Origin of the sequence: Lactiplantibacillus sp. DA1 (assembly GCF_032681335.1) — a bacterium.
Lineage (GTDB): Bacteria > Bacillota > Bacilli > Lactobacillales > Lactobacillaceae > Lactiplantibacillus.
Genome location: NZ_JAWHTQ010000005.1, coordinates 168,393 through 184,428 on the forward strand (window position 1 = coordinate 168,393; position 16,036 = coordinate 184,428).

Genomic DNA, 16,036 nt, shown 5'->3' on the forward strand with positions numbered 1-16,036 from the left:
GATTATAAAAAAGTCTATCTCGAAATTTTAATAATTTCGAGATAGACTTTTTTAGTTTAATCCAACTTATCAAAGCAAATTTCTGCAATTCACATGCTATTTTAAACTGGGTGGATGCTAACAGTATCATTTCCCATCAGTTGATCACACCAGCGGCAAGTCAGTTCTTATATCACGTAAATTCACCATCATTAACTAATTAAGCTAGATCTTCACCATTAGATTTAATGACCTTCTGGTACCAGTAAAATGAATCTTTCTTATAACGTTTCAGACTTCCCTTACCAGCATCATCCTGGTCAACATAAATAAAACCATATCGCTTGGACATCTCTGAGGTAGAAAAACTAATCAAATCGATTGGCCCCCACATCGTATAGCCCATTAGTTGTACGCCATCCTGAACTGCAGCTTTCATTTGCGCAATATGTTTACGTAAATAGTCAATCCGATACGTATCATGCACTTGTTGATCAGTTGTTAATTGATCTAGAGCGCCTAGCCCATTTTCAACAACAAACAATGGCTTACGATAACGATCCCACATCTCATTCAGTGTCACTCGCAACCCCACCGGATCAATTTGCCAACCCCAATCGGATTCCTCAAGGTAAGGATTACGACCACCGGTAGCCATATTACCGTTCACTTGTTCAGGCGCATCAGCTTGAGTTACCGTTGTCATATAGTAACTAAAACTAATAAAGTCAACCGGATACTTCGCTAAAATCGTCTGATCATCTGGTGCCATTTGAAGTTGAATATCATTCTCTGCAAAAAAACGGTTCATGAATTCTGGATATTCCCCCCGAGCTTGAACATCCGTGAAGAATAAGTTCTTATCGTCTTCCACTTGAGCAGCCTGAACATCTGCAGGATTAGGTGTCGCTGGGTAAGTTTGCATTCTTGCCAGCATTGACCCAATCTTAGCATCCGGGTCAATAGCATGTAATTGTTTGGTAGCCAGTGCACTAGCGATAAATTGATGGTGCAGCGCTTGGTAACGTAACTGCATCTGATCATGCGCCGAATTCTCAGTATCAACAGCCCCAGTGGCATGAAACCCCCAAGTTCCGGTATTAATTTCATTAAAAGTTAAATAATACGGAACGCGACCTTTAAAATGTTTAAAAACGACTTCAGTAAACCGATTAAAATCGGCAATGGTTGACCGGCTGGCCCACCCATTTTGCTTAAGCGTTAATCCAATGGGCATTTCATAATGTGACAGTGTAACTAATGGTTGAATGTGATAGCGTCGTAATTCATCAATGACTCGATCATAGAAAGCAAGTCCATCTGAATTTGGCTCGAGTTCATCACCTTTTGGAAACAATCGCGACCAAGCAATAGAGAAACGATAAACTTTAAATCCCATCTCAGCAAATAGTTTGATATCTTCTTTATAATGATGATAAAAATCAACACCTCGACGCTTAGGATACATTGTATCAGTTTGATCATCCAGCGCCGTTTGAATTGAAGATATCGTTACATCATCCATTGACATATGCTTGCGATCCGTCGTTTTTTTCACTACTTCTGCCGTTGTCAGGCCTTTACCTGCTTCATTCCAAGCACCTTCAACTTGGTTAGCTGCTGTCGCTCCGCCCCACAAAAAGTCTTTAGGGAACGTTTTAGGATAAGTTGGTTTATACATTAGCTGGTGCTCCTTCCATGATCTCCTTAGGTTGTAATTCTAAAATCCAATTATCACTAGCCTCCGTCGCATCAGTTGGCTTGACCATTTGATAGTCAGCCGTATTCGTAATAATGACCATGACAGTTGTATCGTAACCAGCCGCTTTGATCTTATCCACATCAAATTTAGTTAATAAATCACCACGTTTAACTACTTGGTTTTGCTTAACCATTGTTTCAAAGTATTGACCATTTAATTGAACCGTATTAATACCAATGTGAATCAGAATTTCAGCACCACTATTGGCCGTAATTCCAATCGCATGACCAGTGGGATATACTGCCGTAATTGTCCCATCAACGGGCGCTGTGACCGTCCCTTTATTTGGGACAATGGCTAATCCTTTGCCCATTGCTTCAGACGCAAATACTTCGTCATGAACGCTAGTCAATGGAATAATTGTGCCTTCAACCGGAGCCATTACTGTGTTATCACTTTGATCACTTACTACTGAGTGATCAGCCTGCTGTTGACGAGCGAATCCAAAGAAGTACGTTAAGATCGCACCACCTAAGAATGCTACAATCAATCCAATGACTTCACCCATAAACCCATGTCCTAGAAAAGTTGGTACCGCTAATAAACTAGGGAGTGTAAATGAGCTAGCGTGCGTACCAGCGGCGCCAATAATTGCACCACCAAGGGCACCACCCACAACGGCACAATAGAATGGTCGTTTTAACTTAAGCGTTACCCCGTAAATCGTCGGTTCGGTAATTCCAAACAATGCTGTGACAAAAGAAGACCCTGCTAATGCTTTCATTTTTTGATCTCGTGACTTCAAAAAAACAGCTAATGCAGCACCAGCCTGTGATAATACGGCCGCACTAAGAATTGGTAACAACGGGTCATAGCCCATCTTAGCAATATTGTTCATCATCAATGGTACGAACGTCCAATGTACACCAAAGATAACAAAGACTTGCCAGAAGGCACCCATGATAACACCAGCACCAATTGGCATGAAGTTATAAATTGCCATAACACCACTTGCTAATCCATTACCAATGAGTCCCCCAATTGGGCCGACAACTAACAGCGTCAATGGCACCATGATAATTAATGAAAAGAGGGGCGCGAAAATATTCCGAATTGCCGCTGGAAATAGCTTGTCCAGTACTGGCTCTAAATACGACAATACCCAAACTGCCAGCAGAATTGGGATAACCGTTGACGTGTATGTTGTTGGAACCACCGGAATACCAAAGAAATGTAGTGTTGTTGAATTCGTCATAACAGTTACTAAAGTTGGGTATAGCAGAGCTGCACCAAGTGACACCGCTACAAATTGGTTAACCTTCAACTGCTTAGCAGCAGTAAATGCTAGAAAGACAGGTAAAAAGTAAAAAATAGCATCACCAGCAGAATACCAAATCTTATAAGCCCCACTAGTCGTTGACATCCAATTAAAAGCAACCGCTAAAGCTAGCAACCCTTTCAAAATACCAGCACCAGCCAAAGCACCTAAAAACGGCGTAAAGATTCCGGAGATAAAAGCAATAAACCGATTAATGATGTTTTGCTTTTCACCCGTATCTTCCGTTGTAGTAGCTGCATCAGCCGTCGTATCAGGATTTGCTAATCCTGCTAAATCTGCTAAAGCGGCAAAGACCTTTGCCACAGCATTACCAATAACAACTTGATACTGGCCTGCGCTTTGAACAACCGTAATGACACCATCTAAGTTTTCAATCGCCTCAGTGTTCGCTTTGTCCGTTGACTTTAAGTTGAAACGTAGTCTGGTCGCACAGTGCCATGCTTTACTAATATTATCTTTTCCACCAATATTGGTAAGAATTGATTGTGCTAATTCTGAATAATCCATACCCTTTTTCCTCCCTTATAAAACAACAAAAACCCAAGTAGGCCCGTTATCAACACTAAAAATATAGGTTGACCGGTTGCTACTTGGGTTTTGCCTAATCGAATAGTTACAATCCCAAAAATATTATTGATTCTCGTTCAACATCCGTTGAATGTGCATGATTAAGTAAATACGCTCATTCACCGAAACAGTCTGTTCCGTCGACTTCTTCACAAAAACAGCGATTTTTTGGACACAGGCAAAGGCTCGCGGATATTGCTTAGATAAATGTTCAAATAAGAAATCATCATCTGCCCCTTGTGATTGATCAGGTCGTTTCAGCGTTAAGCGCTCCGCAAAAAAGCGTAGATGAACTAAAAATCGTTGCAAACTAACACTCTCATCTGGCATCGTTAATGACAGCTGATACTTAACAATATTCAAAATATCATTAATCAACTTAGTCATTGCAAGTGTTTGATCAGTGTTAGAGTCAGCCATACTATTCTCAACAAACTTCATTGCAATAAATCCAGCTTCGTCTTCCAACAACGTCACATCAAAATGCTTTTTAATCAGTGCCAATGCTTGCATACCGACTTGAAACTCACGGTGATAAATTCGCTTAGTTTCCCACAAGATTTCATTATGAATATCCATCTGATGGTGGTGCCGATAGACAGCAAAGTGAATATGGTCAGTCAATGAAATCAACAAATAAACATTAAAGGTCGTTTGCAATTGTTGTTCTGCCAACTCAATAATTTGCGAAGCAACTTCAAAATATTCCGGTTCAATATCTCCCATCAAGCTTTGGAAATTACTAATCCAATTATCTCCTTCTGGCGTATAAATCTTAGTAATCTGTTGTTGCTCAACATCGTCACCAGTATGCTTTTTGAACCCGATTCCCTTACCAATTAAGACAACTTCCCGTCCGTTTTTTTCAGCCAACAGGACGTTATTATTAAAAACCTTTTTGATTCGCATGCGCACGCTCCTCGACTCTCATACCTAAATAAAGAAAAAAACCTAATAACCCACTGCATCCGTGCTATCAATCACGAATACAATCGATTAATTAGGTTTTGCCCACTAGCTGATGTTAGCGGTAACAATCCTCATTTACAATTAGCTAGTATAGCGGTTTCGGAAAACGATTGCAAGCGTTAAATGCCAATTTCTATCATCTCAGCAATGATATATCGCTGTTAGATATCACTAATTGCATTTCAACTACTCAGATTTCTTCGCTAACCCATTATGCTTAATCACATCTTGATACCAGTAGAACGACTTCTTGGGATAGCGAGCCAACGTCCCGTGGCCCTGATCATCTAGGTCCACGTAAATAAAGCCATACCGCTTACTCATCTCGCCAGTTGATGCACTAACAAGGTCGATGCAACCCCATGGTGTGTAGCCCATCAAATCGACGCCATCATCAATGGCACCAGCCATCGCTTCAATATGTTGCTTCAGATAATCAATGCGATAATCATCTTCAACATAGAAATTCTTATCAGGTTTATCAATCGCACCTAGGCCATTTTCAACCACAAACAACGGTTTCTGATAGCGATCATATAGCTCATTTAACGCAATCCGTAACCCGGTTGGGTCAATCTGCCAACCCCAGTCACTCGCCTTCAAGAATGGGTTCTTGACGCCGCCCATCAGGTTGCCAGCAACAGTATCGGTTACACTACCCGTGGTTTCCACCGCGCTCGACATGTAATAACTGAACCCAATATAATCAACTGGATATTGTTGTAGTAATGCCAAGTCGCCATCCGTGGTTTCCAGATCATCAAAGGTCAGATCATATTCAGCCAGCAGTCGCTTGGTATAGGTCGGATAAGCCCCACGCACTTGAACATCCGCACAGAAGAAGTTGAAATCTTGATTATGCTGCAAATTAGCCAGCTGATTAACTGGATTCGAATCATAAGCATAACTAGTAGCATAGAGGATCATGCAGCCAACCTGAATATCCTTCCGTAATTCGTGCGCAATTTTAACAGCCTTGGCGCTGGCAACAAATTGGTTGTGCCAAGCCTGAAAGACGTTCTTTTTATCATCGGCACCGGTCGATGGAACTAAGCCTTGTCCCATCACTGGAAAATGTGCCGCGCTATTGATTTCATTGAAGGTCATCCAGTACTTAACCTTTGAAGCATAACGCGTTAGAATGGCCCGCGCAAAAGTTTCGTAGAATTCAATCAAGTACCGGTTTTTCCAGCCACCATACCGTTTGGCCAAGTTCAATGGCAATTCATAATGTGAGATTGTAATCACTGGTTCAATATTATTATCCAAGCATTCGTCAATCACATCATCATAAAACTTTAATCCGGCTTCGTTAGGTTGCGTTTCATCACCGTTTGGAAAAATTCGTGACCATGCAATTGAGAAACGGTAACACTTGAAACCCATTTCGGCAAACAGTCCAATATCTTCTTTGTAATGATGATAGAAATCAATACCTTCATGATTTGGATAGGTGTACTTATCTGTATCGATCGTCCAGTCAAAATCTGGTTGACTCACGATTTTAAATCGATCTTTGCCACCTGGTAAAGCATCCGCAATCGATAAGCCACGTCCACCTTCTTGGTAGCCACCTTCTAATTGATTGGCAGCAGTCGCGCCACCCCATAGAAATCCTTCTGGGAACTCTGACATTTAATCAACACCCTTTCTAGTTAGCTAGTAATGATAGCCCTTACACCTAGTATAAACAATCATTGGTCTGAATATCAATTATTACTAACTATCCTAAATCTTCCCCATTCGAAGCAATTACTTTCTTATACCAGTCAAATGAATCTTTCTTCATCCGCTTCAAACTACCATTACCTTCATCATCTTGATCAACATAGATGAAGCCATACCGCTTAGACATTTCGGAGGTGCCGGCACTAATGACATCAATGCAACCCCAGGTCGTGTAGCCCATCAAATCAACACCATCCTTGACTGCTTCTTTCATCTGTTCGATATGTTGACGTAAGTAGTCAATCCGGTAATCGTCATGAATCTTACCATCGGCGCTGATTTCATCTTCGGCACCCAAGCCGTTCTCAACAACGAATAATGGTACCCGATAGCGATCCCAGAACTCGTTCAAGGTAATTCGTAAACCAACTGGGTCAATCTGCCAGCCCCAGGCACTGGATTTCAAGTATGGATTTTTACCACCCATTGATAAGTTACCACTAGCTTGTTCAACATCGTCAGTCGCCGAAGTAATCGTCGTCATATAGTAACTAAAACTTAAGTAATCGACCTTGCCTTCAGCTAACAATTGTTCATCGCCAGCTTCCATCGTTAATTCAATCCCATTTTCTGCAAAGTACCGGTTCATATATTCTGGATATTCACCACGTACCTGTACGTCAGTAAAGAATAGATTCAATTGATCTTGCAATTGGGCCGCCCGAACATCAGCTGGATTAGGCGTATTGGCATAAGTTTGCATCCGCGCAAGCATTGAGCCAATTTGTGCCTCAGGATCAATCTCGTGACACTGCTTAACTGCAATTGCACTTGCAACAAACTCATGATGTAGCGCTTGGTAACGTAATTGCATTTGATCATGTAAGCTTAGATCACTATCAATTGCACCAGTACCAGTAAACCCCCAAGTTGAAGCGTTAATTTCATTGAAAGTTAGCCAGTACTTCACAACACCTTTATAGCGTTTGAATAGCACTTCAGTATAGCGAGTGAAATCTGCAATTGTCTTGCGACTTGCCCAGCCATTATTCGTTAATGTTAGGTTTAATGGCATTTCATAGTGGGAAATGGTCACTAGGGGCTCAATACCATACTTGTGACATTCAGCAAAAACATTGTCATAAAACTTCAAACCAGCTTCATTAGGTTCAGTTTCATCACCTTTAGGAAAGATCCGAGCCCATGCTAAGGATAGGCGGTATACCTTGAAGCCCATTTCCGCGAATAGCTTAATGTCTTCCTTGTAGTGATGATAGAAGTCGACGCCACGGCGCTTAGGATAAAGCTTATCCGTTTGATCATCAATGGCAGCTTGGACACTCTCTTTAGTAACCTCGTTCATCGACATTACTTTGCGGTCAGTAGCCTTCTGAACAACTTCAGCAGTTGTTAGGCCCTTCCCATCAACGTTCCAACCCCCTTCAACTTGGTTGGCAGCAGTCGCGCCGCCCCACAAAAAGTTCTTTGGAAAGCCAGTTGGCATTGTTTTTGAATACATAATTGAAAACTCCCTTTTAATTAGTCTAATTGTAATAATGGTTCAGTTGCATTAACTTCCGTAGCAGCTGGAAAAGCCAGTTTAACGTCATGATAGTTCTTAGAATTAGTCACAACCATTGGCGTTGTAACGGGATACCCTGCCGCCTTAATCGCTTCAATATCAAACTTCACTAGCGGCTGACCAGCTTTGACCGTCTCGCCCTTTTGAACTAGCGTTTCAAAACCTTTGCCCTCTAATTCGACAGTATCCATTCCAATATGCATCAAGATTTCAGCACCATCTGTTGTATTTAAACCAACGGCATGTCCAGTTGGGAATACGAGTGCTACTTCGCCGTCAGCTGGAGCGTATAAGACACCATCAGTTGGTTCGATTGCAACACCTTTGCCCATTGCACCTGATGAGAAGACTTCATCCTTAACTTCACTTAGTGGGATGATTTGACCCGTTTCGGGGCTACTCAACTTAGTGGCTGCATTGTAAGTGACGTTTGGTTCTACTTTAGTTGCTGCACCAGTTGGTGTTGTTTCTACTGAAAGCCCACCAGCCATGACTGGATCAGCCGTTGCCGCAGTTTCTACGACCTTAGTTTGCTTGTCATTACTATCAACACTCTTGTAACCAAATAACATTTGTAGGGCAAAACCAAGGACTGCAGCAATGGCCATCGCAATAATTAAGCCATATACAGAGCCGTCTACCCCAGTTTTAGAATTAATCGCAGCTGGGATTGAGAATAATCCCATACCGCCCATCATATACATTTTTGTACCTGCAAAACCAATAATACCGCCACCAATTGAAGCGGCCACACAACTCAGAATAAATGGGCGCTTACGTGGCAATGTTAACCCATAAATGGCAGGCTCCGTAACACCGAAAATACCGGAGATAAAGGCTGGTAAAGCAATACCGCGTGTCTTTTGATTTTTCGTTTGTAATAGAATGCCTAATACAACTCCAGTTTGGGCAAACGAAGCGGCTAATGATAATCCTAAAATAGGGTCAAAGCCTTGTGAGGCTAGGTTGGCCATCATAACAGCTACGAACCCCCAGTGAACACCAAAGATAACGAAAACTTGCCAGAAAGCACCCATCACAAGCCCAGCAACGATCGGACTGAAGTTATAGATTGCAACACACACTGTTGAAATACCATCACTTAACCAACTTGCAACTGGTCCAATAATTAAAAAGGTAATCGGCACTGCAATTAATAACGTAATAAATGGGACTAAGAACGTCTTAACTACCGTTGGCACGATTCGTTTTGCAAATGCCTGAACTTTAGATGCAAACCAAACGGCCAAGATAATTGGAATTACTGAAGAAGTATAGCTCATCATCACAACCGGAATACCTAAGAAAGTCGCGTGAATCTGTGATTCAAAGATACTACCACTGAACAACGTGCTTAATACTGTCTTACTGCTGTTCAAAGCGACAATACTTGGATAGCAAAGCGCCATCCCAATCGCCATTCCGACAAATTGATCAACATGAAACTTTTTGGCTGCTGTCAATCCCAAAACAATTGGTAGGAAATAGAAGAAACCATCACCGATCGAGTAGAGAATCTTGTATGTTCCTGAATTCTCTGACAACCAATTGAACGCGACAAACATCGCAACGAACCCTTTGATCATCCCAGCCGCACATAAAACACCTAACATCGGCGTAAAAATACCAGAAATCAAATCGATGAACCGGTCAAAGATACTCATCTTTTCCCCGTCTTCATAATCATCAGGTACACTACCACCATCGGCAAAACCACCGACGCGAATGAGCGTTTCATAAACGTCTGCAACTTCATTTCCAATGACTACTTGGTACTGACCACCGGACTGAACAACTGTAATAACACCATCTGTATCTTTTAATTCATCAGTATGGGCAGCGCTTTCATCTTTGAGCTTAAACCGCAACCGGGTGGTGCAGTGAACCACGCTCTTAACATTATCCTTACCGCCAACTCCGGCGATAATCTTTTTACTTAAATCTTCATAAGCCATCATTGTTCCTCCTCATTTATCTATAAATCAATAATTGCAATTTGAGTAAACAAAAACCCAAATGTCCTTTCTTCAAACCACGTCACTAGGGCCCTAGTGACTGCTACTCTCAAGAAAAGATATTTGGGTTAATGCCTGCATAACCAGTAACACACCGTTAATAATCTTATTTATTCACTTTTTTGTCGGTGAGTGACGCGCCAGATGTGAAGAGTCAAATAGACCTTGTCGTCCGGCTCTAGTCGCCAGCCAGCCTTACTTTGTAAAAATGTATCGATCCGCTCCACTGTTGCATAGGCGTGCGCATATTTTACTTGCATCAACTGCAGTAATGACTGATCTAATTCACTCCCAGTTCCATTACTGCGGCTGACGCGTTGCACCATCAGTGCCCGTAAATGCGCAATGAAACGATTGTAATTGAAGGACTCTGGGTCCAGATGCATCTGGTATTGATATTGCACGATATCAATGATGCCACTGATCAATTTCGTAATTTTAATCGTTTCCTGCAACTTGGAACCATCTGAGCCGGCATTGATGAAGTGATAAGTCATAAAAACCACTTCACTTTTTGGGAGTGTAACATCGGCAGTCGAATTGATTAGGTCAACTGACTGGGTCGCTGCTTGGAATTCTTTTGGAAATAACTTTTTCACTTCCCAGCGGACCGTACCATTATCAACATCAATCCCATCATTGGCCCGCTTCAACGCAAAATCAATGTGATCAGCAAGCACAAAGTACTGATAGTCACTAAAACTAACTTTTAGCAATGGCTCAACTAGGTGAACTACTTGCGTCGTAATCACAAACGACTGAGGTTTCAAATCTTGAAAAGTATCAATATCAACATTTTGTTTCAGCGTCGCCACAAAGCGCCGTTGAATCTTGCGTTCATCAATTTGGTCTCCCTGATGCTTGCCAAAACCCACGCCATTACCAACTACAATCCATTCAACATCCTGATCATCCACCACTAAAGCGGCATTATTGTTGAAGTTCTTTAGAAATTTCACCACTCACGCCTCCTGGATTTCAAACAAAAAACCTACTTAAAGAGTATCACATCTCACTAAAGAGACTATGAATACCGTTATGAGTAGGTTTATGCCTGATCGAATCAGTAACACGCTTTTATTTATGCTGTTTATATTAGCAACAATTGTAAGCGGTGTCAACATTTGTTTGATATTTTTTTAAATCCATTTCGCTATGAGCTTTTACTATTCGCTACGCTTTCTAGCGCGATTTCTCTTCGTTGCCCATCAACCACCATTGTAAGTGGGTGCCCTGTTATAATCTGAACCTTAGTGCAGCCTTGCTGCAATTGAACTTCCATCACTCGACCGCGAAAACGCAACCGGAAACTAAGATACGCGATCTGAGATGGTAAATGATTGGTAATGTGTAACTTGCCATCAGCGACATACATCCCGGCAAATCCATACGTTAATCCCAACCAACTGCCGCCCAGATTTGCTTCATGAAGCCCATCTTTGGCATTACCTTGTAGATCAACCAAATCCATTAACGATGTATCCATATAATAACTGAACGCCTTATCATGATCACCTAGTCGGCTCGCCAAAATACTGAAGATCGATCGTGATAAAGAGGAATCATGCGTAGTAATTGGTTCATAGTACTCATAATCTCGCCGCAATTGTTCCAGTGATTGATCTTCTGGAAACAACATTTCCGCTAATAACGTATCTGCCTGCTTGTTGACCCGGTGACGATAGATCATGAGCGGGTGATAATGTAACAACAATGGATATTGCGTTGCTGCCGTCGTCGCAAAGGGCCATACCGGCATCTTTGGTGAATTATCATCTTGTGCTGTGACTTGTTGTTCTTGATCATACGGTAGATACATGTTGATACTTGCCTTTGTGAACTGTGTCTGCTCATCAGCATCGCCGTCAATATAATGATTTTCAAGTAGCCAGGCGGCAAAAGCCATATTTTCCTTAGCCATCCGATTCGTGTAAAAATTATTATCTACCAAGGCGGTATATTCATCCGGCCCCGTCACCTTGTATAAGCAGAATTGCGACCGGCCATCACGCTGTTGCCAGCTACCAAACTGCAACCAGAAACGTGCGGTTTCCAGGACAACCGCTGCGCCCTGTTCCCGCAAGAAATCCTGATCATTAGTGACATCAAAGTATAACTTAACCGTATGCGCAATGTCCGCATTGATGTGATATTGCGCAGTGCCAGCAGGAAAATAAGCACTGGCTTCTTCACCATTAATCGTTCGCCATGCGTACAATGCGCCCCGTGTCACACCCAAGCTCCGCGCCCGCTCTTGAGCTTGCGGCAAGATACTAAACCGATAATGCAACAGTTGCTTGGCAATTTGTGGCTGCGTATAAATGAAGAACGGTAACATATACATCTCGGTATCCCAGAAATAATGGCCCTCATAGCCCGGTCCAGTAATCCCTTTAGCTGCAATGTTCGTTAACCCGTTACGACCAGCTGATTGAAATAACTGGAACAAGTTATATTGAATCCCAGTTTGTAACTTTTTATCACTAATTTGCACTTGCGACTGTTGCCAAAAGTCCGTTAAAATCTGCCGATTACGAGCCACAATATCGTTGGTCCAACTCGTTATCGTACCCGGCAGCGCTTGATTAATTTCACTGATTTGACGCGTAAACGACCAGCTCAGCGTTGTCTGTACTTCGATGGTACCACTGCCATGAAAACCGGCATGATCGCCATATACTTCAAAGCCTGTCGGAAAGCTGGTCAACCAATCCCGTTGCGTTATTTGTTGGTGTGTTGAAGCTACCAACGTCTGCCACTCTATTTGCTGCTGACGATCAGCTTGTATAAATTGGTTGGTTAACCCAGATTGTCGTTGCGCCACTCGTGGATCGTCCACGTCCGCTGTCGTCGCAGTCACATCATGAATAATCGGCCGCGTGAACCGCAACATCCCCGTATAATCAAGCGAAGTCAGTTCGTAGCTCAAGAATAGTTGATGCGAATTATCCAACGCAATCATTGATTTAACGACCAGTTCAAAATGATGGTGGTCGGAGATAACAATCTGAAACTTTTCCGTTAGTACGCCCGTATCAAAATCAAGCACGGCATCGTCGACCGTCATATCCCAGTCACCAGGAATCTCAGAACTTGTCTTCTCAGTTGCAAAGTCTAAGTACCGCGGACTTGTTAATGAAATAATCGTTTGATGATTTTTCGCATATCCATAGGCACTTTCTCCATATGTGATTGGATTCGTCGCATAAAAGCCATTGATGAGCATCACTGGTAGTGTCGCTTGTTGATTACCTGTAAACGGTACTGAGTCCCGAACACCCATGTGACCATCACCCAAGGCAAAAATCGTCTCCAGGTACTGCCGATTCGTCGTTGCCACATCTTTTAATGTTAACTTATCAATTTGCATAGTCTCCCCCCACTTTCAACTTCATTTGCTGTAGTATAACATCCGGAATAAAGCGGTTTCATAGATTTGAGAATCTCTTTGCTGCTTTTCGCATAAAACAATCGCTTAGTACCGACAATATACTAACGTTAATGAAACCGTATTTAAAGTGACGGAATAATCTCGCTGTAACCAAAAAGCCTCGCTGACTTGACAATCAAGTTCCCGATTATCAGGTCAGCGAAGCTAAAACTATTTCTCAATACGCTTTATATAGTTGCAACACTCTCACGTTCAACCAATGCGACTGGTACTAACCGCGTGGCAGATTTACCAACCAAACAATTAACACTTTCAATACCAATCTGGACAAAATTCTGGGTAACACTTGTCAACGCAGGAGTCGCAATATCGCAGATGAGCGTTCCATCAATGCTGACGACAGAAAGTGCCCTAGGTAGCCCCACATTACTCTCCTGAGCAGCTTTCTGTAGCCCGGCCGCCGTCATATCACTAGCTGCAACAACCCCAGTAATGCCCAGCTCTTGATAAGCATTAAAAACATTGTAACCAGCCTGATAACTATAATCTCCGGGTTGCACCCATTCAGCTTGCCCATGAATCGAATAATCTTTTAATGCCGCTTGATACCCAGCAAGCCGTTGACTACCTGTATGATAATGGTCGATTCCGGCTAAGCCAATTGTCCGATGACCATGCGAAATTAAATACTTTGTCGCCAAATAGGCTGCCTGATAATTGTCAGAGCTAACAGATTTGACACGTTCATCTGCTAGATTGATCGAAACAAAGCAAAACGGTGTCTTTGATTCTGTTAATAATTGTAAGTCTGCTTTATCTGGTTCAATCGCCATTAACAAAATACCTGAAACAGTACGTTCCAAGGCGGTCACAATTGCTTGATGTTGTAACTCGGTATTCCGATTACCAGCATATAGAATAATAACCTGTAACCCGATCTCAGTCGCACGCTGTTGAATACCATCAATGATTCCACTTGAAAAATTCGTGGGCGTGACATTGACAATGACGGCAATCACGTCCGTCTTCTTTTTAACCAATTCCATGGCTAATGTATTCTTCCGATAACCAAGTTCCTTGGCAGCTTGTAAAATACGCTCCTGGGTTTTGTCACTATATGTACCCTGTTTTTTTGCCAACACTCGTGACACAGTAGCAATTGAAAAACCAGTTTTAGCGGCAATATCCTTGATTGTTGGCTTCATTCTTCCAGCTCCCCTCCGATTTAAATTAATTATAGCGCTAAAAGCTTGTAAAATCATCGCTTATAGAGTAAACGTTTACTTTACCGCAAAAATAATATTGTAAACGTTTACGTTAAGTGCTAGTATTGCCCTGTTGAAAAGTGATTAACTTTTAAGGAGATGGATTCTCATGAACCAACCTGCAGTACACCCGAACAAACCAATCGCTGATGTTTCCAGTAAGCCTAAGACATCTACTATTGCTAATTCGCTGCCCAACCTCCCATTAAAAACCATCTTTGCAATCACCTTTGGTTTTTGTGGGGTTAATATGGCCTTCTCATTACAATCATCACAGATGAGCCGAATATTCCAGACCATTGGTGCCGATCCTACCAAACTAGGGCTGTTTTTCATCTTGCCACCTCTGGCTGGGCTATTTGTTCAACCACTAGTCGGTAAATACTCTGATCGAACTTGGACGCGTTTTGGTCGTAGAATGCCCTACTTACTATTCAGCGCACCATTAGCGGCGTTGGTCATGGTGTTATTACCAAATGCTGGTTCATTCGGATTTGGCTACGCTTCAACTGCTGCATTACTATTTGGTGCTATTGCTATTTTATTTATGGATTTATCAAGTAATGTTTGCATGCAGCCATTCCGCATGATTATTGGGGATATGGTTAATGAAAATCAGAAGGACAAAGCGTGGTCTTGGCAACAAGCCTTCAGTAACTTAGGAGGCGTACTTGCTACTATTCTACCATTCGTCCTAACTTACTTTGGCGTTGCAAACACAGCGCAAAAAGGCGTTGTCCCTCTTTCTGTAAGAATTGCGTTTTATATTGGTGCCATTATTTTATTAGGCATCTCAGCATATACCATCCATACGGTTAGAGAATACGACCCTGACACGTACGCGCTTTATCATCACATCGACCCTGAACAACATAAGCACACCAAACCAATTTGGCAATTAGTAAAAGAGGCCCCGAAAGCTTTCTGGGAAGTCGCCCTCGTTCAACTATTTGCTTGGATTGGTATTCAATATATGTGGACCTATACTACTGGTGCCATCGCCGAAAATGTTTGGCACACAACTAATGCTGCCTCAGCTGGCTATCAAGCTGCTGGTAATTGGTATGGGATCTTGACCTTCATTCAATCAATGGCCGCCGTTCTATATGGCTTCTTGGTTCTTTCACGGACTAATCCATACAAGAGAAAGTTTTGGTATCGTTTTGGCCTAGCTAGTTTTGCAGTGGGACTAATTTGGGTATTCTTCATTCACAACCAGTACCTATTAATTGCGCCATTCTGCTTAATCGGTATCGGCTTCTTTACGGTACATGTCGAGCCCTTTAATATCTTTACTTCTTCACTAGATGGTGCCAATGAGGGCTCATATATCGGAATTTTTAACGGTACGATTTGCTTGCCACAAATTCTCGCATCCGTTGCCAGCTTTATGGTCTTTAAATTCGTTGGTAATTCGATGCCTGGAATGATGCTTATTGCTGGTATCTCAATGTTCATCGCGGTACTTGCCATTAGTATTATTAAGCAAGACAAGCCTCAAGAAGATTTATCAGAGAATCCAACTAAATAAAAGTCATTTTACTAAGGAGTGTTTTTTA

Annotated in this window: 10 protein-coding genes; 1 reads left to right on the forward strand and 9 read right to left on the reverse strand. The window is 42.1% G+C overall.

All coding sequences use genetic code 11. From position 1 onward, the window contains the following. Positions 1–199: 199 nt before the first annotated feature. From RXV91_RS09385 to RXV91_RS09425, 9 genes are all read right to left on the reverse strand, one after another. On the reverse strand, positions 200–1,660 hold the full coding sequence (locus RXV91_RS09385) for a glycoside hydrolase family 1 protein (RefSeq protein WP_316439650.1): 1,461 nt from the start codon (positions 1,658–1,660) through the stop codon (positions 200–202). Next, positions 1,653–3,527 carry a beta-glucoside-specific PTS transporter subunit IIABC gene (locus RXV91_RS09390; RefSeq protein ID WP_316439651.1) on the reverse strand — a complete coding sequence of 625 codons (1,875 nt, stop codon included), beginning with the start codon at positions 3,525–3,527 and terminating at the stop codon, positions 1,653–1,655. Before RXV91_RS09390 ends, RXV91_RS09385 begins: the two co-directional genes overlap by 8 nt. Positions 3,528–3,650: 123 nt before the next feature. Then, entirely contained in the window at positions 3,651–4,496 is an 846-nt protein-coding gene (locus tag RXV91_RS09395) for a PRD domain-containing protein (RefSeq protein WP_316439652.1), read from the reverse strand. 246 nt (positions 4,497–4,742) lie between these two features. Continuing rightward, positions 4,743–6,191, reverse strand: coding sequence for a 6-phospho-beta-glucosidase (locus tag RXV91_RS09400; RefSeq protein WP_316439653.1), 1,449 nt, complete (start codon positions 6,189–6,191; stop codon positions 4,743–4,745). Between the two features lie 88 nt (positions 6,192–6,279). Continuing rightward, entirely contained in the window at positions 6,280–7,743 is a 1,464-nt protein-coding gene (locus tag RXV91_RS09405) for a glycoside hydrolase family 1 protein (protein WP_011102204.1), read from the reverse strand. A gap of 20 nt (positions 7,744–7,763) precedes the next feature. Beyond that, positions 7,764–9,761, reverse strand: a complete 1,998-nt coding sequence (locus RXV91_RS09410) for a beta-glucoside-specific PTS transporter subunit IIABC (RefSeq protein ID WP_316439738.1) — start codon at positions 9,759–9,761, stop codon at positions 7,764–7,766. A 170-nt stretch (positions 9,762–9,931) separates the two neighbouring features. Next, entirely contained in the window at positions 9,932–10,780 is an 849-nt protein-coding gene (locus tag RXV91_RS09415) for a PRD domain-containing protein (protein ID WP_316439654.1), read from the reverse strand. Positions 10,781–10,974: 194 nt separating this feature from the next. Further along, complete coding sequence (locus RXV91_RS09420) at positions 10,975–13,191, reverse strand: glycosyl hydrolase family 65 protein (RefSeq protein ID WP_316439655.1); 2,217 nt, start codon at positions 13,189–13,191, stop codon at positions 10,975–10,977. Positions 13,192–13,439: 248 nt separating this feature from the next. Continuing rightward, the gene (locus tag RXV91_RS09425) at positions 13,440–14,417 is read right to left on the reverse strand and encodes a LacI family DNA-binding transcriptional regulator (protein WP_316439656.1); all 978 of its coding nucleotides are present in this window, start codon (positions 14,415–14,417) and stop codon (positions 13,440–13,442) included. Positions 14,418–14,586: 169 nt separating this feature from the next. Between RXV91_RS09425 and RXV91_RS09430 the strand changes: the two genes are divergently transcribed. Further along, positions 14,587–16,008 (forward strand): SLC45 family MFS transporter, encoded by a 1,422-nt coding sequence (locus RXV91_RS09430; RefSeq protein WP_316439657.1) that lies wholly within the window; start codon positions 14,587–14,589, stop codon positions 16,006–16,008. Positions 16,009–16,036 lie beyond the last annotated feature (28 nt).